Here is a 22,850-nt window from a genome sequence, read left to right on the forward strand (position 1 = left end):
CGGGTCGATGGCCTCGGATGATGCTGCCCCCGGCCTGGCGCCCGGCCGCCTTCAGCTACCCGCGATGCAGGTTTTGGTGGCCCCGGACTGTTACGCCGACAGCATGTCCGCCCTGGAAGCCTCCGCCGCCATCGCGACGGGCTGGACACGGTCGCGTCCGGGCGACCGGTTCATCGTCGCGCCGCAGTCCGACGGTGGGCCCGGCTTCGTCGAGGTGTTGGCCAGCCGGCTGGGGGAGATGCGGCGATTGCGGGTGTCGGGGCCGCTAAAGGCCATGGTGGAGGCCGAATGGGTCTTCGATCCCGGGTCGGCGACCGCATACCTGGAGTGCGCCCAGGCCTGCGGTTTGGCGCTGCTCGGCGGTCCGCCCACCCCAGAGACCGCGATGGCGGCCCACAGCAAAGGCGTGGGGCAGCTGATCGCCGAGGCGCTGCGGGTGGGGGCGACGCGGATCGTCGTCGGGTTGGGTGGCAGTGCGTGCACCGACGGCGGCCAGGGCATGATCGCCGAGTTGGGCGGCCTGGACACCGCCCGCCGCCAACTGGGCAACGTGGAGCTGATCGCCGCCTCCGACACCGAATACCCCCTGCTCGGTCCGTGGGGAGCGGCCCGAGTGTTCGGGCCGCAGAAGGGCGCCGACACGGCCACCGTCGCGGCGCTGGAAGTTCGGCTGCAGGCCTGGGCGCTCATTTTGGAGGCGGTGGCCGGGCGCGACGTGAGCGCCGAACCGGGCGCGGGCGCCGCCGGCGGCATCGGCGCCGGGCTGCTCGCGCTCGGCGGGCGGTGTGAGTCCGGGGCCGCCATCATCGCCGAACACACCCGGCTTTCCGACGATCTCGACACGGCGGAGTTGATCGTCACCGGCGAGGGCCGCTTCGACGAGCAGTCCCTGCACGGGAAGGTGGTGGGCTTTCTGGCCGACGCGGCCCGGCCGCGGGGCATCCCGGTGGTGGTCCTGGCCGGCCAGGTCGATCTGGACAACGCGACGGTGCGCTCGTCGGGGATCATGGCCGCGTTGTCGATCGCCGAGCACGCAGGATCGGTGCGGCTGGCCCAGGCCGACGCCGCCAATCAGCTCATGGGTCTGGCCTCCGTTGTGGCGGCGCGACTCGGGAATAGCGGTCCTGCAAGGTACCGTTGATGGTGTGGACTTTCCGGCAGTCCGGCGGCGCCGGGCGTGATCGGTCCCCGCTCAACAAATGAGGCATGTAGGAGAAGCAATGACGGTGCAAAACGAGTCGAACGCCAAGACCCACGGCGTGATCCTGACTGAGGCCGCCGCCACCAAGGCCAAGTCGCTGCTGGACCAGGAGGGTCGCGACGACCTGGCGCTGCGCATCGCGGTCCAGCCGGGCGGGTGCGCTGGGCTGCGCTACAACCTCTTCTTCGACGACCGGTCGCTGGACGGCGACCTGATCGCGGAGTTCGGGGGTGTGACCCTGACGGTGGACCGGATGAGCGCGCCCTACGTCGAGGGCGCGTCCATCGACTTTGTGGACACCATCGAAAAGCAGGGGTTCACCATCGACAACCCCAACGCCGGCGGGTCGTGCGCCTGCGGCGACTCGTTCAACTGATTTCACCGCGAGACTGCGACTACCGACGCGTTCCCCGAGTAGGGCCGTCGGCGGTTGCGGTCTCGCGGCAAGAAAAGCTCTAGTACGAGCCCCCGGTGCGCAGCACGTATGAGCACACCATGATCTGGCCGCGCTGGAAGAGCAGCTGCGCGATGCCCTGCACCTGCCCGCGCATGGGTCCCCCGCTCACCGGCGACACCCGCATGGTGAACAAAGCCTGAGCCTGGTACTGCGACAGGTACACGATCTTGTCGATCGAGGTGATCTCCACCTCGGAGAACTGCTTGCGGAATGCGTCGCTGCTGAGCTTGGCCAGCGCCTGGTCGGATCGCTTGTCCTGGACGGCGTCGTAGAGGCCGCACAGCGCGTTCCGGGCGATCTCGTTGATGTCGCGGTGCTCGAGCGCGTCCAGGTATCCCTGAATCGCCGTCTTCGCCGCGCCCTCGGAGAACGTGGTGCCGGTGTTGGCCCCGTTGGTGCGCACCCCGTAGACGATGGCCACCGTCATCACCGCGACGAGCGCGATGGCCAGCGCCACGCCGACGATCAGCCGCCGCCTGGAGCGTGGCGGCGGATACGGCGCCGGCCCCGGGGGCGGCCCGGCATAATTGCCCGAAGGGGGTCCCGCCTGCGGAGCCGGGGTGAAGCCCGGGCCGCCGGTGGCGGGGTCATCGGGGAACTCGAGTGGCTCGGATTCGCGTGGGGGCTCGTGTCCGCTCGGTCCGTTGCCGCCGCCAGCGTGGTTCGGCGAGTGCGGGCCTGCCATCGTGGTTCTCCTACGGTGGTAGACGGGACTGCAAGCGGGTTGCGGCGCACGCATTGTGATCCCGGCGACTTGAGTGAGTTCCCTAGGGAGGCTAGCGCAGACCTTGCGGCGACCGTGCACGCGACGACGGTCGGAGGCGCCTGAGTAAGCTAGATAACCTTACTAACGAAGGATGGAGATTTCGTGACGATCGCGGTGACAGGTTCGATTGCGACCGACAATCTGATGCGGTTCCCCGGCCGGTTTTCCGAGCACCTGCTGGCCGAGCACCTGCAGAAGGTGTCCCTGAGCTTCCTGGTCGACGACTTGGTGATTCACCGCGGCGGCGTGGCGGGCAACATCGCCTTCGCCATCGGTGTGCTGGGCGGCGACGTCGCGCTGGTCGGCGCGGCCGGTGACGATTTCGGCGAGTACCGCGACTGGCTGCAGAGCCACGGCGTCAACTGCGACCACGTGCTGATCTCGAAGACCGCGCACACCGCGCGCTTCGTGTGCACCACCGACGAGGACATGGCCCAGATCGCGTCGTTCTATCCCGGCGCCATGTCCGAGGCCCGCAACATCAAGCTTGCCGACGTCGCGTCGTCGGTCGGCACACCCGACCTGGTGATCATCGGGGCCAACGACCCCGACGCGATGGTGGTGCACACCGAGGAGTGCCGCAAGCTCGGCCTGCCGTTCGCCGCCGACCCGTCCCAGCAGCTGCCCCGCCTGTCCGGGGAGGAGATCGACAAGCTGGTCGACGGCGCGGCCTACCTGTTCACCAACGACTACGAGTGGGAGCTGCTGCTCTCCAAGACCGGCTGGTCCGAGGCCGACGTGCAGCAGAAGGTGGGCCTGCGGGTGACCACGCTCGGCGCCAAGGGCGTCGACATCGTCGAGCGTGACGGCACCACCACGCACGTCGGCGTGGTCCCCGAGACCAGCCAGACCGACCCCACCGGTGTCGGCGATGCGTTCCGGGCCGGTTTCCTCACCGGGCGCAGCGCCGGGCTGAACCTCGAGCGTTCGGCACAGCTGGGCTCGCTGGTGGCCGTGCTGGTGCTGGAGTCGACCGGAACCCAGGAATGGGCGTGGGACCGCGAGGTCGCCAAGACCCGTCTGGCCGACGCCTACGGCGACGAGGCGGCCGCCGAGATCGCCGCGGTGCTGGGTTAGCGCCGTTTCCCCGACGCCCTTTCTCGCCCGGGCCGCATCGAGTGTGAACCCACGGCGTCGCGTGTGCGCTGACGGCGCCGACACGCCGACACACCGCGCCCAGGGTTCACGATGAAAGCCCAGGATTCACACGCGAAGCCCGGGCGTGGCCTAGAGCTGCACCGGATACATCGGCTCGCTGATCTGCGGCACCACACTGCGCTCGACGAAGATCGCGTGCCAGAGCATGAAGATCAGCAGCGTCCACAGCCGGCGGCTGTGATCGCCGGCGCCGCTGCGGTGCTCGTCGAGCATCCGGTGCACGGCCGCCCGGTCCACCAGGTGGTCCGCCTGCGACGACGCCGCCAGCTCGTAGGCCCACTCCAGCAGCTCGCCGGTGCGCAACCAGTGCCGGATCGGCACCGGGAACCCGAGCTTGGGCCGGTGCAGGACGTGCGCGGGGACGATCGGCTCGAGCGCGCGGCGCAACGCGTACTTGGTGGTCGTGCGGGTGATCTTGGCGTCGACGGGCAACCGGGACGCCACGGCGAACACCTCGGGATCCAGGAACGGCACCCGAAGCTCCAGCGAGTTGGCCATCGTCATCTTGTCGGCCTTGACCAGGATGTCGCCGCGCAGCCAGGTGAACAGGTCGATGTGCTGCATGCGGGCCACCGGGTCCCAGCCCGCCGACTCGGCGTACAGCGGCGCGGTCACGTCGGTGTGGGTCCACTCCGGGCGGAAGCCGGGCAGCGCGTCGCGCAGCTGCGCGTCGGAGAAGCTGCGGGCGTTGCCGTAGTAACGCTCTTCGAGCGTCAGCGAGCCGCGGTGCAGCAGGCTCTTGCCCCGCATCCCCTCGGGCAGCGGGCGCGACACCTTGCCCATCGACCGCCGCAGCGGACGCGGCAGATAGTCGAAGGGCTTCAGCGACAACGGCTCCCGGTAGATCGTGTAGCCGCCGAACAACTCGTCGGCGCCCTCGCCGGACAACACCACCTTGACGTGCTTACGGGCCTCGCGAGCGACGAAGAACAGCGGCACCAGCGCCGGGTCGGCGACCGGCTCGTCGAGGTACCAGACGATTTCTGGCAGGGCGGCGACGAACTCGTCCGGCGTGACCACCTTGGCGATGTGGCGCGCGCCGATCGCCTCCGCCGAGGCCACCGCGACATCGATCTCGGAGAATCCCTCCCGCTCGAAGCCGGTGGTGAACGTGATCAGTCGCGGGTTGTGCCGGATGGCCAGCGCCGCGATGGCGGTGGAGTCGATGCCGCCGGAAAGGAAGGACCCGACCGTCACGTCGGCGCGCATGTGCTTGGCCACCGAGTCCTCGAGCACCGCGGTGATCTCGTCGTACCGGGCCTGCTCGCTGCCGCGGGCGATCGGGGTGGCGGCGAACCGGGGCACGAAGTACCGGGTGACCTCGGGTTGCAGGCGGTCGGGGCGGATCCGGGCGTAGCAGCCCGATTCCAGCCGGCGCACCCCGCGGTGCAACGTCTCGGGCTCGGGCACGTACTGCAGGACGGTGTAGTGCTGCACCGCCCGCTCGTCGATGCGCGTGTCGAACCCGATCAGCTCGGCCAAATCCAGCAGACACTTTTTCTCGCTGGCCACCGCGGTGCCGCCGGCACCGGTCGCCATGAACAGCGGTTTGATGCCGAAAGGGTCTCGGGCGCAAAACAATTCGCGGGTAACGGTGTCCCACAGCGCGAAGGCGAACATGCCGCGCAATCGGGTCAGGACATCGGTGCCCCAGTAGTGGTAGCCGGCGACGACGGCCTCGCCGTCACCATCGGTGGCGAAGACGGCCCCATGGGAGGTGGCCAGTTCGTCGCGCAACTCCAGGTAGTTGTAGATCTCGCCGTTGAACACCAGCACGTAGCGGTCGGGCGCCTCCGGCGGCCCCCAGCGCAGCGGCTGGTGCGAATGCGCGATGTCGATGATGGACAGCCGGTTGAAGCCGAACACCACCGAACCGTCGGTGTCCGGGTCGACCCAGGTGCCGGGCTCGTCGGGCCCGCGGTGGCGCATCGAATGCGACGCGCGCGCGATCGCGTCGTCGGCGCGGGCGGCGGCCGCCTCCTTGTCCCCGTCCTCGGGGGCGGCAACGAACGCCAGCAGACCACACACGGCGCCCCAGTATGCCGCACTTGGCGACCGCTCGTGGACGTCGCACCCGGCACGGCGCGAGACTGGCGGGCCGGGGTTTCGTCGCCCGCCTCAGGCGCGTGGTCTACGCTGCGTAGTATTCGATATCCGAGCAGGAGGCGCCAACGTGACCCCTCGCGAGCAGGACCGTTCGCAATCTTTGTCGCAGGGTAGGTTTCAGCGCCGTCCTGGGGGCTCCGCCACCGGTCTTTCCCGCCGTCTCCGGCCGCTGGCGCTGGCCGTGACGCTGGGTGTGCTGGCGATGTTCCTGAGCGGGTGCAGCAGCTGGGCCGACGCGCTGGCCCTGGGCTGGCCGAGGGGGATCACGCCGCAGGCGCAGCTCAACCGGGAGCTGTGGATCGGCGCGGTGATCGCCTCGCTGGTCGTCGGCGTCATCGTCTACGGCCTGATCTTCTGGTCCTCGGCGTTCCACCGCAAAAAGGCGACCGACACCGAGCTGCCCCGCCAGTTCGGCTACAACATGCCCTTGGAGCTGGCGCTCACCGTGACGCCGTTCCTCATCATCTCGGTGCTGTTCTACTTCACCGTCGTGGTGCAGGAGAAGATGCTGCACATCGCCAAGGATCCCGAAGTGGTGATCGACGTCACGGCATTCCAGTGGAACTGGAAGTTCGGCTATCAGCGCGTCGATTTCAAGGACGGCACGCTGACCTACGACGGGGCGGACGCGGCGCGCAAGAAGGCCATGGTGTCCAAGCCGGAAGGCAAGGACGAGCACGGCGAAGAGCTGGTCGGGCCCGTCCGCGGCCTCAACACCTCGGACCGCACCTACCTGAACTACGACAAGGTCGAGACGCTGGGAACCAGCGACGAGATCCCGGTGCTGGTGCTCCCGACCGGCAAGCGCATCGAATTCGATCTGGCGTCCGCCGACGTCGTCCACACGTTCTGGGTTCCCGAGTTCTTGTTCAAGCGCGACGTCATCCCGAACGCCGACGCGAACAACTCCGTGCACGTCTTCCAGGTCGAAGAGATCAACACGCCCGGGGCGTTCGTCGGCCACTGCGCCGAGTTCTGTGGCACCTATCACTCGATGATGAATTTCGAGGTTCGCGTGGTGTCGCCCAACGACTTCAAGGCCTACCTGCAGCAGCGGATGGATGGCAAGAGCAACGCCGCGGCGCTGCAGGCGATCGGACAACCTCCCGCCGCGGTGACCACGCACCCGTTCGACACCCGCCGCGGCCAGTTAAGCCAGTAGGTTAGGACACCAAATGCATATCGAAGCCAGGCTATTCGAGTTCATCGCCGGGTTCTTCTTTGTGGTTGCGCTGCTCTACGGGGTTTTGACCGCGCTGTTCGCCACCGGCGGGGAAGAGTGGGCGGGCACCACCGCGCTCGCGCTGACGGGTGGGCTGGCGCTGATCGTGGCCACCTTCTTCCGGTTCGTGGCGCGCCGGCTCGACACCCGGCCCGAGGACTACGAAGGCGCCGAGATCAGCGACGGAGCAGGGGAATTGGGCTTCTTCAGCCCGCACAGCTGGTGGCCGATCCTGATCGCGCTGTCGGGCTCGGTGGTGGCGGTGGGCATCGGGCTGTGGCTGCCGTGGCTGATCTTCGCCGGCGTCATGTTCGTCCTGTCGTCGGTGGCCGGACTGGTCTTCGAGTACTACCTGGGTCCTGAGAAGCACTGATTCGCGGCATAAAGGTCACAATCCGATCACGTGATCGCTTGCGCCGATCGCCACGGCGGCTCTGCCCGTTTTGGGTTCGGTAGTGTTTCGCGCAGGCAATGAGAAGTTCCCAGCGCGCCCGGCAACGAGGTGATTGCGGAGTTTTACGCGCAGGTGATGCAGTCGAACAGGGTAGGCAAAGGGCAGAGATGAGCGGGTCGAAACCCCCGGGATGGGAACCTGACGAATCCGATCCTGTCGACCCGATCAGCCACCACGCGGACGCCGGTGACGACCCCGCTGACGACGGGGAGCCCGGCGGCGACCACGACGTCGAGGGCGCGGCGGAACCCTTCGACGACAGCGCCGAACTGGCCGCCGCTGACCAGACGGACGCATACTCGCGTGCCTACTCGGCCCCGGAGTCCGAGCACTTCACCAGCGGCCCCTACCTACCCGCCGATCTGCGGCTCTACGACTATGAGGACTACGACGAGTCCGCCGACGAGGACGAACGCAGCACCGCGCGCTGGCCGTGGGTGGTGGGGATCGCCGCCATCGTGGCCGCGATCGCGCTCGTCGTATCGGTGTCGTTGCTGTTCGCCCGGACCGACACCACCAAGCTGGCCAACCCCAACACCACCACCGCCCCGTCCACGCCGCCGATGCAGGACGAGATCACGACCACCAAACCACCGCCGCCGCCTCCACCGCCACCCACGACCGAACCGCCGCCGCCCCCGACAGCAACGGAGACACAGACTGTGACGGTGACGCCCTCTCCGGCACCGCCGCCCCCGCCCGCACCCGCTCCGGCACCGCCGGCGACCTCCACCGCGGCGGCGCCACCGCCGCCGACGACGCCGGCCGGGCCGCGGCAGGTCACCTACTCGGTGACCGGCACCAAGGCCCCGGGCGACATCATTTCGGTGACCTACGTCGACGCGTCCGGCCGCCGGCGCACCCAGCACAACGTGTACATCCCCTGGTCGATGACCGTCACCCCGATCTCGCAATCCGACGTGGGCTCGGTGGAGGCCTCCAGCCTGTTCCGGGTCAGCAGGCTCAATTGCTCGATCACGACGAGCGACGGAACCGTGCTGTCGTCGAACAGCAACGACTCGCCGCAGACGAGCTGCTGATGGTCAGCAGATATTCGGCATACCGGCGCGGAATCGGCGACGACACCGTTTCGCCCGAGGTGATCGACCGCATTTTGCTCGGCGCCTGCGCCGCCATCTACCTGGTGCTGTTGGGCGTCAGCGTGGCCGCGGCCGTCGCGCTCACCGATCTGGGCCGGGGCTTTCACAAATCGGCCAGCAGCCCGCACACCACCTGGGTGTTGTATGCGGTCATCATCGTTTCCGCGCTGATCATCGCGGGCGCGATCCCAATACTGTTGCGGGCCCGGCGGATGTCTCAGTCCGAGCCGGCCGCCCGGGCGATGACAGCGCCGAACCGGCCGCCGGTGCGCCTGATGTCTCAGGCGCCGCGCACGGCGGCCGAGCGGGCCCGGCAGGCCACGGTGCAGGCGGCGCCGGCGAAGACGGATGCCGAGTGGTCAGGGGAGACGGTGGACCGAGTCTGGTTGCGCGGCACGGTCATACTGACCGGCACCATGGGTGCGGCGCTGATCGCGGTCGCGACGGCGACCTACCTGATGGCCGTCGGCCACGACGGCGCGTCCTGGACGGCGTATGTATTCGCCGGTGCCATCACCGCGGCGATGCCGGCGGTCGAGTGGCTGCATATCCGCCAGCTGCGCCGCGTGGTCGACGAGCGCTGACGCGTATCGCCGTCGAGGTGTAAACCATCGACACATAAGCATTGCGACGACACGTCGTGCGTCGTCGCAATGCTTATGTGTCGCGCGCGCTCGTGGGTGATTGCGGGTGCTCGATTGCCCGGCTCCCGCGTCGGCCAGGGGGCCGATGGGGAGCCGGGCTGAGCGGGTCAGTGCGCGCCGTTGGTCGAGCCGTTGGACGAACCGTTCGTCGAACCGTTGAGGCTGTCCTGGTGTTCGCGCAGCGCGGTCAGGGCACGCTGCTCGGAGCGGTGCGCCGCCTCCCGCAACGCCGCGTCCTCGGACGCCGGATCGGCGAACATGAAGCTGCCGCTGCCCGGCGTCCCGGCCGAGCCCAGCTTGTTCATCTTCTTGGGCAGCGCCGCGCCCTGGTACTCGAGCGGCAGCGGGTGGCCGTGGTCGTCGACCGGGCCCAGCGGTTGGTGCAGCTCGATGTAGGCACCGTGCGGCAGCCGCTTGATGATGCCGGTCTCGATGCCGTGCTCGAGCACCGCGCGGTCGCTGCGCTGCAGCCCGATGCACCACCGGTAGGTGACGAAGTAGACGATCGGCGGGACGATCACCATGCCGATGCGGCCGATCCACGTCGTCGCGTTCAGCGAGATGTCGAACTTGAACGCGATGATGTCGTTCATCGCGCTCAGCGTGAGCACCATGTAGAACGCGATCGCCATCGCGCCGATCGACGTGCGCACCGGCACGTCGCGCGGGCGCTGCAGCAGGTTGTGGTGCGCGTAGTCACCGCTGAACCGCTTCTCCAGGAACGGGTAGATGATCAGCAGGACGAAGACCCCGCCCATGATCAGCGCCACCCAGACCACCGCCGGGATGGTGTGGTGCCAGAAGTAGAACTCCCATGGCGGCCAGATACGGGCCAGACCTTCGGTCCACATCATGTAGAAGTCCGGCTGCGAGCCCGCCGAGACGTGAGATGGCTTGTAGGGCCCCAGGTTCCAGATCGGGTTGATCTGCAGCAGACCGCCGAGCAGACCCAGCACGCCGACGATCGCGGCGAAGAACGCGCCGGACTTCACGGCGAACACCGGCATCACCCGCACGCCGACCACGTTGTGCTCGGTGCGGCCCGGTCCGGGGAACTGGGTGTGCTTCTGGAACCACACCATGGCCAGGTGCAGCCCGATCAGCGCCAGGATGATGCCGGGCAGCAGCAGGATGTGCAGGGCATACATGCGGGGGATGATGTAACCCGCTGTGGCGCATTCGTTTCCGACGCCGCCGCAGGGGAAGTCACCGCCGAACAGGGCCCAGTGCAGCCAGGTGCCGATCACCGGCATGCCCAACGTGATCGAGGACAGGGCCGCGCGCAACCCGATGCCCGACAACAGGTCGTCGGGCAGCGAGTAGCCGAAGTAGCCCTCGAACATGGCCAGGATCAGCAGCAGCGAACCGATGACCCAGTTGGCCTCGCGCGGCCGACGGAACGCGCCGGTGAAGAAGATGCGGGCCAGGTGCACCATGATCGACGCCGAGAAGATCAGCGCGGCCCAGTGGTGGACCTGACGAACGAACAGGCCGCCGCGCACCTCGAAGGAGATGTCGAGGGTCGACGCGAACGCCTTCGACATGTCCACCCCGCGCAGCGGCTGGTAGGCGCCGTTGTAGGTGACCTCGCCCATGGACGGGTCGAAGAACAGCGTCAGGTACACCCCGGTGAGCAGCAACACGATGAAGCTGTACATCGCGATCTCGCCCAGCAGGAACGACCAGTGGGTGGGGAACACCTTGTTGAGCTGTCTGCGTACGGCAGCCGAGGGGTGATAGCGCGTGTCGATGTCCTCGCCCTGGCGGGCCAGGACGTCGCCGATCTTCGGGGGACTCAGTTTGGGACTCATGATGTCGTCCTCTCCCAGAATGCCGGTCCGACGGGCTCGATGAAGTCACCGTTGGCGACCAGATACCCGTTGGTGTCGATGGTGATCGGCAGTTGCGCCAACGCACGTGCCGCCGGCCCGAAGATCGGCTTGGCGAAGTGCAGCGCGTCGAACTGCGACTGGTGGCAAGGGCACAAGATTCGGTAGGACTGCTCCTCGTAGAGCGACGCGGGGCAGCCCAGGTGCGAGCAGACCTTCGTGTAGGCGAACAGCTCGCCGAAGTTGAAGCTCTCCTGGCCCTGCCGCTTGACCACGCGGTGCATGTCGGTGGGGCGAATCCGGATGAGCATCACGGGATTACGCACGCCCTGGTTGATCGCGCGCAGCTTTTCCTGCGACTCCGGGGTGGTGCCGTCACCGTCGGACTCCCGCCACGGGAAGACGGTTTCCATGCCGCCGGCGTCGATGTCCTCGGGCCGCATCTTGACGAACGGCGACCCGGCGAAGCTGCCGGTGGCGCGCGCCAGGTAGATGGTCTCGCCGTGGTAGCGCGGGGTCCAGTCGGAGGTGAACAGCACCGCCTTCTTGCCGTTGGCGGTCTGCACCACCGGCTTCCACGGGTTCTTGATCAGGCCGCCGGCAAACGCGACCAACGTGGACAGGCCGAACGCGCCCAGCCCCACGCCCAGCGACAGCCCGACCAGCTTGCGCCGCCCGATGGTGGAGCCGCTGTAGGCGTCGGCCAGGTTCGCCACGACGGTCTTGCGGTCGACGTCGCGGGAGGCGCCGTCGTGCCGGTCCTGAATCGAAATCTCTTCGGGGATAAAGCGTTTCTGGTACAGGATGGTGCCGATCCCGATCGACAGGATCGACATCCCGAAGGTCAGGCCGTACAGCGGGGTGGTCAGCGAGTAGAGCCAGCTGTCCGCGGCCTCCTTGGGCTTGTACTCCCACGGCCAGAACAAAAAGATCAGCAGCAGCGCCAGCCCGAAACCGCCGCCGCCCAGCAAAAGCCACAGGGCAACGCCACGCTCGGCGCGCTTCTCGGCTTTGGTGCCCTCGACCGGCCAACGGTTTTCCTTGAACACGGTCTCGACGCCGTCGAGCTTGCCGCCCAGCGCCACCAGCTCCTGCTGAGACATCGCGGCCAGCGCGGCGTCGTCGGGCTCCCGCTCGCCGGTGCCGTGCGGGTTTCCGCCGGTGTCCGAGCCGCGAACGTTTCCGTGGTCAGCTGAGTCGCTCATGCCCGTGCCCCAATCCACAGTGCCAGCCCGATCGCGGCGACCATCCCGATGATCCAGGCGGCCATCCCCTCGGGCGCGGGTCCGAATCCGCCGAGGCCGTAGCCGCCCGGCTGGCGCTCTTCGGTCACCGCCTTGATGTAGCCGATGATGTCCTTCTTGGCCTCGAAGGACAGCTGGCGGTCGGAGAACTTCGGCATGTTCTGCGGACCGGTCCGCATGGCCGCCAGGATCTGCTGCTCGTTGGCGGGCTCCAGGTCCGGCGCGTACTTGCCGGACGACAGCGCCCCGCCCTTGCCGGTGAAGTTGTGGCAGGACGAGCAGTTGAGCCGGAACAGGTCACCGCCGCGGCCGAGGTCCTCGCCTCGCAGCGAGTGCATCGCCAGGCTGCCGTCGGGGTTGCGCACGGTCGTCGGGCCGCCGCCGTTGGCCTGCACGTAGGCGCCCAGGGCGTCGATCTGGCCCTCGTCGAAGATCGGTTCCTTGCGGGGCGCCTGCGCCTCGCCGGTCATCGCCGGCATCCGGCCGGTGGACACCTGGAAGTAGACGGCTTCCTCGCCGACGCCGATCAAGCTCGGCCCGCGATCGGGCACGCCCTGCAGGTTGGCGCCGTGGCAGGACACGCACGACGTGTCGAACAGCTGCTTGCCGGTCCGCAGCAGCGCCGAGTTCGACTCGTCCGCGACGGCCACCTGCGGGCGGGGGGTCAGGACGGCGGCCACACCACCGGCGATGGTCAGCGCGATCAGCAGCAGCAGGCCGCCCGACAAGCGGCGGCGCAACCGCCGTCGCGAACGGTCACGCTGCCCCTGGTGCGACTGAGGAAGCCGCGAACCGGATCGGGTAGACCCCAGTTTCTTCAACCGAGCACTCCTGTTCGTCCAGCGCCTGCTCATCGGATGAAATAGATCACGGTGAACAGCGCGATCCACACGATGTCGACGAAATGCCAGTAGTACGAGACGACGATGCTGGCCGTAGCCTGCGCCGGCGTGAACTTGCTCATCGCGGTGCGGGCCAGCAAGAAGATGAAGGCGACCAGGCCGCCGGTCACGTGCAGGCCGTGGAACCCGGTGGCCAGATAGAACACGCTGCCGTAGGCGCTGCCGGGAATGGTGGTCCCGTGGGTCGCCAGGTGGAAGTACTCATACCCCTGCCCGCAAACGAAGAACAGGCCCATCAGGAAGGTGATGACGTACCAGCGGCGCAGCCCGAACACGTCACCGCGCTCGGCCGCGAACACGCCCATCTGGCAGGTGAACGACGACGCGATCAGCACCAACGTCACGGGGACGGCCTGGTACAGGTTGAGCTCGGTCGGCGGCGGCGGCCATTTTCCGCCGGACTGGGCACGCGCGGTGAAGTACATCGCGAACAGGCCGGCAAAGAACATCAACTCGCTGGAGAGCCAGACGATGGTGCCGACACTGACCATGTTGGGTCGATTCAGCGAATGAACGCGCGACGTGATTGCAGTACCTGAGGTCCCGACAGCGCTGGTCACATCCGCAAGTATGACGCTTTGTAGTTGTTGATCTCCACCCGGGGCGCAATTTGATGCCTCGCGCGTCGCGCGCGCGTGTGTTCGGGCCGCCCGCGGCCGACGGTTGGGGCCGCTGTGGTGCTCGTGGGACCATCGGCGCGTGGCTTTGTCATCTGAGGTTTCGCCGTCCGGCGGGTCCGCGACGTCGTGGCCGCGGGTGCTGGGCCGGCTGACGGGCGGTCAGGACCTGACCCGCGGCCAGGCCGCCTGGGCCATGGACCAGATCATGACCGGCGCGGCGAGCGCCGCCCAGATCGCGGCCTTCGCGGTGGCGATGCAGGTGAAGGTGCCCACGTCGGCCGAGGTGATCGAGCTGGCCGAGGTCATGCTCGGCCACGCGCTGCCGATGCCCGATTCCGGTATGCCCCAGGACACCGTCGACATCGTCGGAACCGGCGGCGACGGCGTCAACACCGTGAACCTGTCCACGATGGCGGCGATCGTGACGGCGGCCGCGGGTGTGCCGGTGGTCAAACACGGCAACCGGGCGGCCTCGTCGTTGTCCGGTGGCGCCGACACGCTCGAGGCGCTCGACATCCGCATCGACCTCGGACCCGACGAGGTGGCGCGCAGCCTCGCCGAGGTCGGCATCGGGTTCTGCTTCGCGCCGTTGTTCCACCCGTCGTACCGGCACACGTCCGCGGTGCGCCGCGAGCTCGGCGTGCCGACGGTGTTCAATCTCCTTGGGCCGCTTACCAATCCGGCCCGGCCCCGGGCCGGATTGATCGGCTGCGCGTTCGCCGACCTGGCCGAGGTGATGGCCGGGGTGTTCGCCGCCCGCCGCTCCAGCGTGCTGGTGGTGCACGGCGACGACGGGCTCGACGAGTTGACGACCACGACCACCAGCACGATCTGGCGGGTACAGGCCGGCACCGTGGACCGGCTGACGTTCGATCCGGCCGGGTTCGGCTTTCCCCGCGCCGACCTCGACGACCTGTTGGGCGGCGACGCGCAGGCCAACGCCGCGGAGGTGCGTGCGGTGCTGGCCGGAGCCAAGGGCCCGGTGCGCGACGCCGTCGTCCTCAACGCCGCCGGCGCGATCGTGGCCCACGCCGGGTTATCCAGTCGCGCCGAATGGCTGCCGGCGTGGGAGGACGGGTTGGCCCGCGCCGGCAAGGCCATCGACTCCGGCGCGGCCGAACAGCTGCTCGCGCGTTGGGTGCGGTTCGGCCAGCAGGTCTGAATCGCGCAGGGCTTGCTCGGCGGCCAGCCGCGCCGAGCGGGCCGCCTCCGCCCACGCCGCCCACCCGCCGGCCGATCGCAGCGGGGACGCCCAGCCCGCGCCGTCCCCGGTTGCCTCGACCCGAACGATGCGCACGCCGGGAGCGCCCAGCCAGCGCGCGATCAGCGCGGTCTCCTCGACCAGCGCCCCGCCCAGCGGGGCCGGCCCGGGCAGAATCGCTTGTGCCCCAGCGGTAATCGCGTCGACGACCGGCATCGGCGGCACCCCCCGTCGGGCGTTGCCCGCGGCGGCGAGTTGGCCGTGGCGGATGACGGCGAGGTGATAGCCGCCCTGGCCGTCGGGCGCGGCGGCGACCAGCTCGGGCAGGGCGACCAGGGCGCGCAGCCGCTGACCGCGCCACAGCGTCTCGACCGCGGCGGCGGTGCGGTCGCGCAGCCGCGCGGCGCTCTCGAAGTGACGCCGCTCGGCGAGGGCGGCGACCTGGGCCACGGCGGACGTCAGGGCGGCGTTGTCCGCGCCGTCGACCAACGCCGCCATGCGCGCGACGGCCGCGGCGTATTGGGTGGCGGTGACGTCGCGGGCGGCCGGGCACGGTGAGACCTCCGCCTCGGCGCACAGCGGCCCGTGTAATGCCGTGCGCCCCAACCGGTTCGTGCAGGTGCGCAGCCCGGTGAAGCGGGACAGCAGGGCGGCGGTGTCGGCGGCGTCGGCGCGCGCCCGGAACGGGCCGACGGCGCGGTCGTGGCGCGGGGCGCGCACCACCGCCAGGCGGGGGAAGGCCTCGTCGGTCAGCGCCACCCACCACCAGCGCTGCGGGAACCGGGATCGCCGGTTGTACGGCGGGGCGTGCGCGGCCAGCAGCCGCAGCTCGCGCACACCGGCCTCCAGCGCGTGGGCGCACTCGACATGGTCGACCGCGCAGGCCAGCGTGACCATCTCCTTCATGCGGCCGCGCGGATCGGCGCCGGTGAAGTACTGCAAGACCCGCCGCCGCAGGTCGACCGCGGTGCCGATGTAGAGCACCTCGTCCGACGGCCCGCGGAACAAATAGACACCCGGCCGGTGCGGGAGCCCGTCGGCGAGCACGCGTTTGCGGCGCTGGGCCGGTGCCACGTCGGGCAGATAGGAGCGCAGGTCGGCGTAGGTGTGCACGCCCTGGTTGCCCACGCGTTCGATGAGGGCGTGCAGCACGTCGACGGTGGCGCGTGCGTCGTCGAGGGCGCGGTGGGTGGGCTGGGTGGTGACGGCGAACAGCCGCGCCAGCGACGCCAGCCGCACGCTGGGCGCCTCCTCGCGGCTGAGCACCCTGCGGGCCAACCGCACCGTGCACAGCACCTGCGGCCGCGGCCAGGCGATGTCGCACCGCTGCGCGGCGGCCCGCAGGAAGCCGATGTCGAAACCGGCGTTGTGCGCGACCAGCACGGCCCCCTGATCCAAGCGGGCGAACTCCAAAAACATCGGCAGCACGGCGTCGATGGTCGGCGCGTCGGACACCATGGCCGTGGTGATGCCGGTCAGCCGCACGACCTGGGGCGGGATGCTGCGCTGCGGATCGATCAGCGTGGCGAACTCGCCGAGCACCACGCCGCCGCGCACCTTGACCGCCCCGATTTCGGTGATGGCGTCCGGCTCGGTTCCCGCGGCGGATTTGGTGCGTCCGCCGGTGGTCTCGAGGTCCACCACGACGAAGGTGGTGTCGCGCAACGAGAGTTCGTCGGGCGTGAAGGGTGATCCCACGTCGGCGAAGCTCAGCTGAGTCGCCCCGCGTGCAGTCACGGGGGTGACGTTAAGCACGACGGCTGACATCCGCGGCGTCCCACGCCGCGGCCCCGGGGAGATGTCGGTGCCCGCGGTTACCGTTCGGGCAGACCGGCGTGATGTTCGTCGGAGCCAGACCGAGAGGACCGATCCCGATGGCACCAAGAACTGGACCCACCGACGTCGCCATGCCGCCGCCCGAGCCGGGCGCGCCGGTGGTGATCGACTGTGACGACTGCGCGGTGCGCGGACCCGGATGCCGCGACTGCGTGGTCAGCGTGATACTCGGGGTCCCGGATACTTTATTGCAGGACGAACAAGCGGCATTGGAGGTTCTCGCCGAGGTCGGCCTGGCTCCGCGACTTCGTCTGGTGCCGATTCGTCGGGACCGCGGATCTGGTGTAGCGTAAATGCCTTGTCCGCCAACGGCCCTCGGTCAGGCGGAATGGATCACATGAAAATGACAGAATTCTTTCTAATTTCTTAACCGCCCGCTTTGGACAAACGCCGATATCGTTTCGTAACCTGTTTGAGACCTAAACCCGCTCGACGACCAGTGTTCGTCGATGGCCGTTTAAGGAAGCAAATCTTGAGGCTTGATTCTAGTTGCCTGGTTGCGCGTGTCCTGACACGTTCGGCCCTAGGGACGCTAGCTGGCTTCGCGATTCTGTGCAGTGTGGTGATCGCCCCCTCGTGGGCGGACCCGGCCCAGGACGCCATGGCAAAACTCAACGAGCTGTCGCGCCAGGCGGAGCAGACCACCGAGGCGATGCACAGCGCCCAGCTCGACCTGAATGACAAGCTGGCCGCTCAGCGCGCCGCCGACAAGAAGCACAACGACGACCAGGCCGCCGTCGACGCGGCGAAGGCCCATCTGGCGTCGTACCAGAACTCCGTCAACAACCTGGCCGCGGCGGCGTACATGGGTGGTCGCGTCGACGGCATGCAGGCCATCCTGACCGCCGGTTCGCCGCAGGGGCTGATCGACAAGCTCGCGGTGCAACGCGTGATGGCCACGCAGATGGCCAGCCAGATGAAGAGCTACCGCATCGCCGGCGAGCAGGCCGCCAAGGCCGAGCGGGAGTCCGCGAAGTCCGCCGCCGACGCCAAGAGCGCGGCCGAGCAGGCCGCGGCGGTGCGAGCGAGCTTGCAGTCCAAGCAAAGTCAGCTGCAGGTGCAGATCGCGGTGGTCAAGTCGCAATACATGTCGTTGACCGCCGACCAGCGCACCGCGCTGGCCAATCCCGCACCCGTCGCCGTCCCCGCGGCGGCGGCGCCGGCGCCCGGTGCCCCGGCGCCGGAAGCGGCACCCCCGGGACCCGGGCAGGCGCCGGGTGAGGCTCCGGCTCCAGGCGGCATGCCCGGTATGGCTCCCGGCGGTGGGGTCGGCGGCGGTGACCGTGCCACGGTCGTGCAGGCCGCGCTGACCCAGGTCGGCTCGTCCTACGTATGGGGCGGCGCCGCGCCCGGCGGATTCGACTGCTCCGGACTGGTGATGTGGGCGTTCCAGCAAGCCGGCATCTCGTTGCCGCACTCCAGCCAGGCGATGGCCCACGGCGGTCAACCCGTTTCGCTGTCGGACCTGCAGCCCGGTGACGTGCTCACCTTCTACTCCGACGCCTCGCACGCCGGCCTGTACATCGGTGACGGCATGATGATCCATTCCTCCACCTACGGTGTGCCGGTACAGGTCGTGCCGATGAACTCCTCGGGCCCGATCTACGACGCCCGCCGTTACTAGACAATCCACGCTGCGTCGGCGGCTTCCGCTACTGCTGGCCTGGGTCTTCGTCGTCGAATTGATTGTGGCCGCGGCCGTGCCGTTCGACGCCGAACGCAGCAGCCGGATCCGGCCCCCGCAGCTGATCACGCCCGCGCGCAGCCAGGCCAGCGCTTCGACGAAGTCGATCGTCGTCGGCGACCGCACCGTCCGGCTGCTGGGCCTCGGCGGCCCGTCCAGCGAGCGCCTGTTGTTTCGGGTGGCCTCGGACATGGGCGCCGCGATCGGCGCCGTGGAGGCGTTCTGGGGCCTCGACTGGCCACGGGAAATCTCGATCGTCGCGGCCGGCACCGACGAGGAATTTCGCGCCGCCGCCGGCGGGGGACCGGCGGCGCAGTGGGCCGACATCGCCGCCGCGACGGTCTCCGACCGGATCGATCCCGTTCGCCGGGTCGCCCTGGGCCAGCGGATCGTGTTCGCGCCGGGTGCGGCCAACATGAGCGCGGCGTCCCTGCGAATCGTGTTGGCCCACGAGCTTTTTCACTACGCCGCACGCGCGGACACCGTCGCCGACGCGCCCCGCTGGCTCACCGAGGGCGTCGCCGACTTCGTCGGCCGCCCCCCGACGCCGGTGCCCAAGGAGGGGTTGCTGCCCATGACGCTGCCCTCGGACGCCGACCTGGATGTGCCGGGGGCGCCGCGCTCGCTGGCCTATGACCGCGCCTGGTGGTTCGCCCGGTTCGTGGCCGACACCTTCGGGGCGCCGAAGCTGCACGATCTCTACCTGGCGACCTGCGGCCTCAGGCGCGCCGACATGGCGACCGCCGCCCACGACGTGCTGGACACCAGCGAGGCGGGCCTGCTCACCGCCTGGCGCCAGTGGCTGACCCACTAACGACGCACCGGGCCGTGTGCACGCACGGCGCCGCCGCCACGCTAGCCTGTCGCAGGTGAGTCGGGTCCTGCTGGTAACCAACGACTTTCCGCCCCGCCCGGGCGGCATCCAGTCGTACCTCGGTGAGTTCGTCGGCCGACTCGTCGAAGCCGGGTCGCATTCGGTGACGGTGTACGCGCCGCACTGGAAGGGCTCCGATGCCTACGACGAGGCGGCCGGCTACCGCGTGGTGCGCCATCCGGGGACCCTGATGCTGCCCGGCCGGGCGGTCGACGCCCGGATGCGGCGGCTGATCGCCGACGACGGCATCGAGACCGTCTGGTTCGGGGCGGCCGCGCCGCTGGCGCTGCTGGCCCGGCGAGCGCGGGGCGCGGGGGCGAAGCGGGTGGTGGCCAGCACGCACGGCCACGAGGTCGGCTGGTCGATGCTGCCGGTCGCGCGGTCCGTGCTGCGGCGCATCGGCGACGACACCGACATCGTCACGTTCGTCAGCCGCTACACGCGGTCCCGGTTCGCACCCGCCTTCGGGCCCAAGGCCTCGCTGGAATACCTGCCGTCCGGGGTGGACACCGACAAGTTCCGGCCCGATCCCGCCGGGCGCGCCGCGTTGCGTCGGCGCTACGGGTTGGGCGAGCGGCCCACGGTGGTGTGCGTGTCTCGGCTGGTGCCCCGCAAAGGCCAGGACATGCTCATCAAGGCGCTGCCCTCGATCCGGCGACGCGTCGACGGGGCCGCCCTGGTCATCGTCGGCGGCGGACCCTACCTGGAATCACTGCGGACGCTGGCCCGCGACTGCGGGGTGGCCGACGACGTGATCTTCACCGGCGGCGTGCCGGCCGCCGAACTGCCAACGCATCACGCGCTGGCGGACGTGTTCGCGATGCCCTGCCGCACCCGCGGCGCCGGACTGGACGTCGAGGGACTGGGCATCGTCTTCCTGGAGGCCTCCGCGAGTGGCGTGCCCGTCGTCGCCGGAAAGTCCGGCGGAGCCCCGGAAACCGTGCGGCACAACGAAACCGGGCTCGTCGTCGACGGTTGCTCGGTGACCGAGATCGCCGACGCCGTCACCGAGTTGCTGACGGATCGGGACCGGGCGGCCGCGATGGGCGCGGCCGGGCGCGACTGGGTGACGGCCCAGTGGCGCTGGGACACCCTGGCGACACGGCTGGCCGGGCTGCTCGGCTAGCGGTGCGCGCGGTCAGTCCTTTTCGTAGATGGCCTCGATGTCGGAGGCGAACTTCTCGGCCACGACGTTGCGCTTGACCTTCATCGTCGGCGTCAGTTCCCCGGTGTCCTCGGTGAAGTCGACGGGCAGGATGCGGAACTTGCGGATCGACTCGGCGTGCGACACCGCCTGATTCGCGTCCTTGATGGCCGCGTCCACCTCGGCGACGAGGTCGGGATCGGTGGCCAGATCGGCCACCGACGCGCCGGATCCCTTCTGGTTGCGCTGTTTCCAGCCGTCGAACGCCTCTGGATCGATGGTGATCAGCGCGCCGACGAACGGCTTGGCGTCGCCGACGACCATGGCCTGGCTGATCAGCGGATGGGCCCGCAGCCGGTCCTCCAGCACAGCGGGGGCGACGTTCTTGCCGCCCGCGGTAACGATGATCTCCTTCTTGCGCCCGGTGATCTTCAGGAACCCGTCGTCGTCGAGCACACCAAGGTCGCCGGTCTTGAACCAGCCGTCGGTGAACGCGTCGGCGGTGGCCTGCTCGTTGCGCCAGTAGCCGCTGAACACCACGCCGCCGCGCACCAGCAGCTCGCCGTCCTCGGCGATGCGCATGCTGTTGCCGGGCAACAACGTTCCGACCGTGCCGATCTTGACGTTGCCGACCTGGTTGACCGTGATCGCGGAGCTGGTCTCGGTCAGGCCGTAGCCCTCATGGATGGTCAGGCCGACGCCCCGGTAGAAGTGCCCCAGCCGCGACCCCAGCGGCGCCCCGCCCGACACGGACGCGTGGCAGTCGCCGCCCAGCGCCGCGCGCAGCTTGCGGTACACCAGCCGGTCGAACAGCGCATGCTTGGCGCGCAGCACCGGCCCCCGCCGGCCCCCGTCGGAGGCCTCGCTCCAGTCGACGGCGGTTTGCACGGCCATGGCGAAGATGCGCCCCTTGCCGTCGTTGGCGGCGTTTTGCTCCGCCGTGTTGTAAACCTTCTCGAACACCCGCGGAACCGACACCACCACCGTCGGTTTGAACACCGCGAACATCGGCAGCAGGTTCTTGATGTCGCTGGTGAATCCGACGGTCACCTTGTTGGCGAACGCGGACAGGGTCAGCGAGCGCGCCAGCACGTGGGCCAGGGGCAGGAAGATCAGCAGCCGCTGGCCCTCATCGAGCAGCGTCGGCAGGCTCTCCTTGGCGCCGCGGGTCTCGTACAGCAGGTTGGAGTGCGTCAGCTGGCAGCCCTTGGGCCGCCCGGTGGTGCCCGAGGTGTAGATGAGCGTCGCGGGGTCCGCGGCCCGCAGGCCCTCCAGGCGTGCGGTGAGCTCGGCCGGTTCCACCGACTCGCCGGCCTCGACGAGCTGGTCGAGCGCCTTGGGGCCCGACCCGTTGATGTGCAGCACCCGGCGCAGGGCGGGCAGTTCGGCGGTCAGCTCGGTGACCATCGCCGCGTGCTCGTCGGTTTCGGCGAAGGCCAGCACCGCCTCGGAGTCCTGCAGCACCCAGCGCACCTGTTCGGCCGACGACGTCTCATAGATCGGCACCGTGACCCCACCGACCGCCAGGATGGCCAGGTCGAGGATCGCCCATTCGTAGCAGGTGGCACAGAAGATCGACACCCGGTCGCCCGCCTGCACCCCCAGGGCGATCAAACCCAGTGCGGCAGAGCGGATAAGACCGGCGGCCTCGGCGCAGGTGACGTCGGTCCACTCGCCGTCGACCTGGCGTTGGTAGATGACAAAGTTCGGGTCATCGCGCTCGTGCTCGAAGACCATCGCCGCGATGTTGTCGTCATCGTCGACCGGAAAGCGGGCGGGGACGCTGTACTCACGCACTCTTATGACCTCAATTGACCTCGTGACGTTTCCCGGCAGCCCGGGTTGCTGTCGACCAGCCTAATCCGAGCATCGAGCCTGCACGGCCACAGTCCGTGCGGCCGGGACCCCGACGCCCGCCGCACGCGGGTGTGTGAAGCTGTGGGCATGAACAGCATCCAGATCGCGGATGAGACGTTTGTCGCCGCCGACGGCGCACGGGTGGGCGCCGCGGTCGCAGATCGGGCGAGTTGGCGCCGCTGGTGGCCGGACCTGCGGCTGCAGGTCGTCGAGGATCGCGCCGACAAGGGCATCCGGTGGTCGGTCACCGGCGCGTTGACGGGGACCATGGAGGTCTGGCTGGAACCGTCGCTGGACGGGGTGGTGCTGCACTACTTCCTGCACGCCGAGCCCACCGGCGTGGCGGCCTGGCAGCTGGCCAAGCTGAATCTGGCGAAAATGACACACCGCCGCCGAGTGGCGGGCAAGAAAATGGCCTTCGAGGTCAAGACGACACTGGAACGGTCACGTCCGGTCGGAGTTTCTCCGGTAGTTTAGCCGGGTCGGGTCCGCGCGGAGAGTACCGTTTCGGACCGAGACCCACGGGGGTCCCCGCACGGCCGGTTCGGAGC

At 69.1% G+C, this 22,850-nt stretch carries 20 protein-coding genes and 1 pseudogene; 13 read left to right on the forward strand and 8 right to left on the reverse strand.

Annotation, left to right across the window (positions count from 1 at the left end; all coding sequences use genetic code 11):
• The first annotated feature begins 64 nt into the window (after window positions 1-64).
• A complete protein-coding gene (locus tag OCQ_RS10575) occupies window positions 65-1,141 on the forward strand; it encodes a glycerate kinase family protein (RefSeq protein WP_008256049.1) in 1,077 nt (358 codons plus the stop codon).
• Window positions 1,142-1,220: 79 nt separating this feature from the next.
• On the forward strand, window positions 1,221-1,577 hold the full coding sequence (locus OCQ_RS10580) for a HesB/IscA family protein (RefSeq protein ID WP_008256050.1): 357 nt from the start codon (window positions 1,221-1,223) through the stop codon (window positions 1,575-1,577).
• Between the two features lie 79 nt (window positions 1,578-1,656).
• Here OCQ_RS10580 and OCQ_RS10585 read toward each other — a convergent pair whose 3' ends face one another.
• Window positions 1,657-2,343, reverse strand: coding sequence for an Rv0361 family membrane protein (locus OCQ_RS10585; protein ID WP_008256051.1), 687 nt, complete (start codon window positions 2,341-2,343; stop codon window positions 1,657-1,659).
• A gap of 183 nt (window positions 2,344-2,526) precedes the next feature.
• Here OCQ_RS10585 and OCQ_RS10590 point away from each other — a divergent pair, with 183 nt between their 5' ends.
• The gene (locus tag OCQ_RS10590; protein WP_008256052.1) at window positions 2,527-3,501 is read left to right on the forward strand and encodes a carbohydrate kinase family protein; all 975 of its coding nucleotides are present in this window, start codon (window positions 2,527-2,529) and stop codon (window positions 3,499-3,501) included.
• Window positions 3,502-3,651: 150 nt separating this feature from the next.
• Here OCQ_RS10590 and asnB read toward each other — a convergent pair whose 3' ends face one another.
• Window positions 3,652-5,610 carry an asparagine synthase (glutamine-hydrolyzing) gene (gene asnB, locus OCQ_RS10595; RefSeq protein ID WP_008256053.1) on the reverse strand — a complete coding sequence of 653 codons (1,959 nt, stop codon included), beginning with the start codon at window positions 5,608-5,610 and terminating at the stop codon, window positions 3,652-3,654.
• 145 nt (window positions 5,611-5,755) lie between these two features.
• On the opposite strand from asnB, the gene ctaC reads away from it, so the two are divergent.
• The 4 genes from ctaC (at window position 5,756) to OCQ_RS10615 (ending at window position 9,048) form a co-directional block, all read left to right on the forward strand.
• Complete coding sequence (ctaC, locus tag OCQ_RS10600) at window positions 5,756-6,850, forward strand: aa3-type cytochrome oxidase subunit II (protein WP_026071572.1); 1,095 nt, start codon at window positions 5,756-5,758, stop codon at window positions 6,848-6,850.
• 13 nt (window positions 6,851-6,863) lie between these two features.
• Window positions 6,864-7,283: a cytochrome c oxidase subunit 4 gene (locus OCQ_RS10605; RefSeq protein ID WP_008256055.1), complete on the forward strand. Its 420-nt coding sequence runs from the start codon at window positions 6,864-6,866 to the stop codon at window positions 7,281-7,283.
• Between the two features lie 188 nt (window positions 7,284-7,471).
• Window positions 7,472-8,404: an MmpS family transport accessory protein gene (locus OCQ_RS10610; protein ID WP_008256057.1), complete on the forward strand. Its 933-nt coding sequence runs from the start codon at window positions 7,472-7,474 to the stop codon at window positions 8,402-8,404.
• Complete coding sequence (locus OCQ_RS10615) at window positions 8,404-9,048, forward strand: DUF2561 family protein (RefSeq protein ID WP_008256063.1); 645 nt, start codon at window positions 8,404-8,406, stop codon at window positions 9,046-9,048. Before OCQ_RS10610 ends, OCQ_RS10615 begins: the two co-directional genes overlap by 1 nt.
• A gap of 167 nt (window positions 9,049-9,215) precedes the next feature.
• Here the strand turns inward: OCQ_RS10615 and qcrB are convergent, their stop codons facing one another.
• Genes qcrB through ctaE form a run of 4 tightly spaced genes read right to left on the reverse strand, consistent with a single transcriptional unit; the run spans window position 9,216 to window position 13,643 of the window.
• The gene (gene qcrB / locus OCQ_RS10620; RefSeq protein WP_014384554.1) at window positions 9,216-10,919 is read right to left on the reverse strand and encodes a cytochrome bc1 complex cytochrome b subunit; all 1,704 of its coding nucleotides are present in this window, start codon (window positions 10,917-10,919) and stop codon (window positions 9,216-9,218) included.
• Window positions 10,916-12,142, reverse strand: coding sequence for a cytochrome bc1 complex Rieske iron-sulfur subunit (gene qcrA, locus OCQ_RS10625; RefSeq protein WP_008256067.1), 1,227 nt, complete (start codon window positions 12,140-12,142; stop codon window positions 10,916-10,918). The genes qcrB and qcrA overlap by 4 nt, the downstream gene beginning before the upstream one ends.
• Window positions 12,139-13,002, reverse strand: a complete 864-nt coding sequence (gene qcrC / locus OCQ_RS10630; protein WP_026071573.1) for a cytochrome bc1 complex diheme cytochrome c subunit — start codon at window positions 13,000-13,002, stop codon at window positions 12,139-12,141. Before qcrC ends, qcrA begins: the two co-directional genes overlap by 4 nt.
• Before the next feature lie 29 nt (window positions 13,003-13,031).
• Window positions 13,032-13,643, reverse strand: coding sequence for an aa3-type cytochrome oxidase subunit III (gene ctaE / locus OCQ_RS10635; protein WP_008256075.1), 612 nt, complete (start codon window positions 13,641-13,643; stop codon window positions 13,032-13,034).
• Between the two features lie 139 nt (window positions 13,644-13,782).
• Here ctaE and trpD point away from each other — a divergent pair, with 139 nt between their 5' ends.
• Window positions 13,783-14,865 carry an anthranilate phosphoribosyltransferase gene (gene trpD, locus OCQ_RS27040; RefSeq protein WP_162130197.1) on the forward strand — a complete coding sequence of 361 codons (1,083 nt, stop codon included), beginning with the start codon at window positions 13,783-13,785 and terminating at the stop codon, window positions 14,863-14,865.
• On the opposite strand, the pseudogene OCQ_RS10640 reads toward trpD, so the two are convergent.
• Window positions 14,803-16,671 (reverse strand): annotated as a pseudogene (locus tag OCQ_RS10640) (DEDD exonuclease domain-containing protein); the annotation flags it as partial. The gene trpD and the pseudogene OCQ_RS10640 overlap by 63 nt on opposite strands.
• A 107-nt stretch (window positions 16,672-16,778) precedes the next feature.
• Between OCQ_RS10640 and OCQ_RS25990 the strand changes: the two are divergent.
• The 4 genes from OCQ_RS25990 (at window position 16,779) to pimB (ending at window position 20,424) form a co-directional block, all read left to right on the forward strand.
• Window positions 16,779-17,033 carry a hypothetical protein gene (locus tag OCQ_RS25990; RefSeq protein WP_263646885.1) on the forward strand — a complete coding sequence of 85 codons (255 nt, stop codon included), beginning with the start codon at window positions 16,779-16,781 and terminating at the stop codon, window positions 17,031-17,033.
• 179 nt (window positions 17,034-17,212) lie between these two features.
• Entirely contained in the window at window positions 17,213-18,364 is a 1,152-nt protein-coding gene (gene ripC / locus OCQ_RS10645; RefSeq protein WP_041784956.1) for a peptidoglycan hydrolase RipC, read from the forward strand.
• A 58-nt stretch (window positions 18,365-18,422) separates the two neighbouring features.
• Window positions 18,423-19,238 carry a DUF4157 domain-containing protein gene (locus tag OCQ_RS10650; RefSeq protein ID WP_009953495.1) on the forward strand — a complete coding sequence of 272 codons (816 nt, stop codon included), beginning with the start codon at window positions 18,423-18,425 and terminating at the stop codon, window positions 19,236-19,238.
• Window positions 19,239-19,293: 55 nt separating this feature from the next.
• A complete protein-coding gene (gene pimB / locus OCQ_RS10655) occupies window positions 19,294-20,424 on the forward strand; it encodes a GDP-mannose-dependent alpha-(1-6)-phosphatidylinositol monomannoside mannosyltransferase (protein WP_014384559.1) in 1,131 nt (376 codons plus the stop codon).
• Between the two features lie 12 nt (window positions 20,425-20,436).
• Here pimB and OCQ_RS10660 read toward each other — a convergent pair whose 3' ends face one another.
• Window positions 20,437-22,239 carry an AMP-dependent synthetase/ligase gene (locus OCQ_RS10660; protein ID WP_014384560.1) on the reverse strand — a complete coding sequence of 601 codons (1,803 nt, stop codon included), beginning with the start codon at window positions 22,237-22,239 and terminating at the stop codon, window positions 20,437-20,439.
• A 147-nt stretch (window positions 22,240-22,386) separates the two neighbouring features.
• Between OCQ_RS10660 and OCQ_RS10665 the strand changes: the two genes are divergently transcribed.
• The gene (locus tag OCQ_RS10665) at window positions 22,387-22,776 is read left to right on the forward strand and encodes a hypothetical protein (protein ID WP_009953492.1); all 390 of its coding nucleotides are present in this window, start codon (window positions 22,387-22,389) and stop codon (window positions 22,774-22,776) included.
• Window positions 22,777-22,850: the final 74 nt, after the last annotated feature.

Origin of the sequence: Mycobacterium paraintracellulare (assembly GCF_000276825.1) — a bacterium.
In the GTDB taxonomy this organism is placed as follows: Bacteria; Actinomycetota; Actinomycetes; order Mycobacteriales; family Mycobacteriaceae; genus Mycobacterium; species Mycobacterium intracellulare.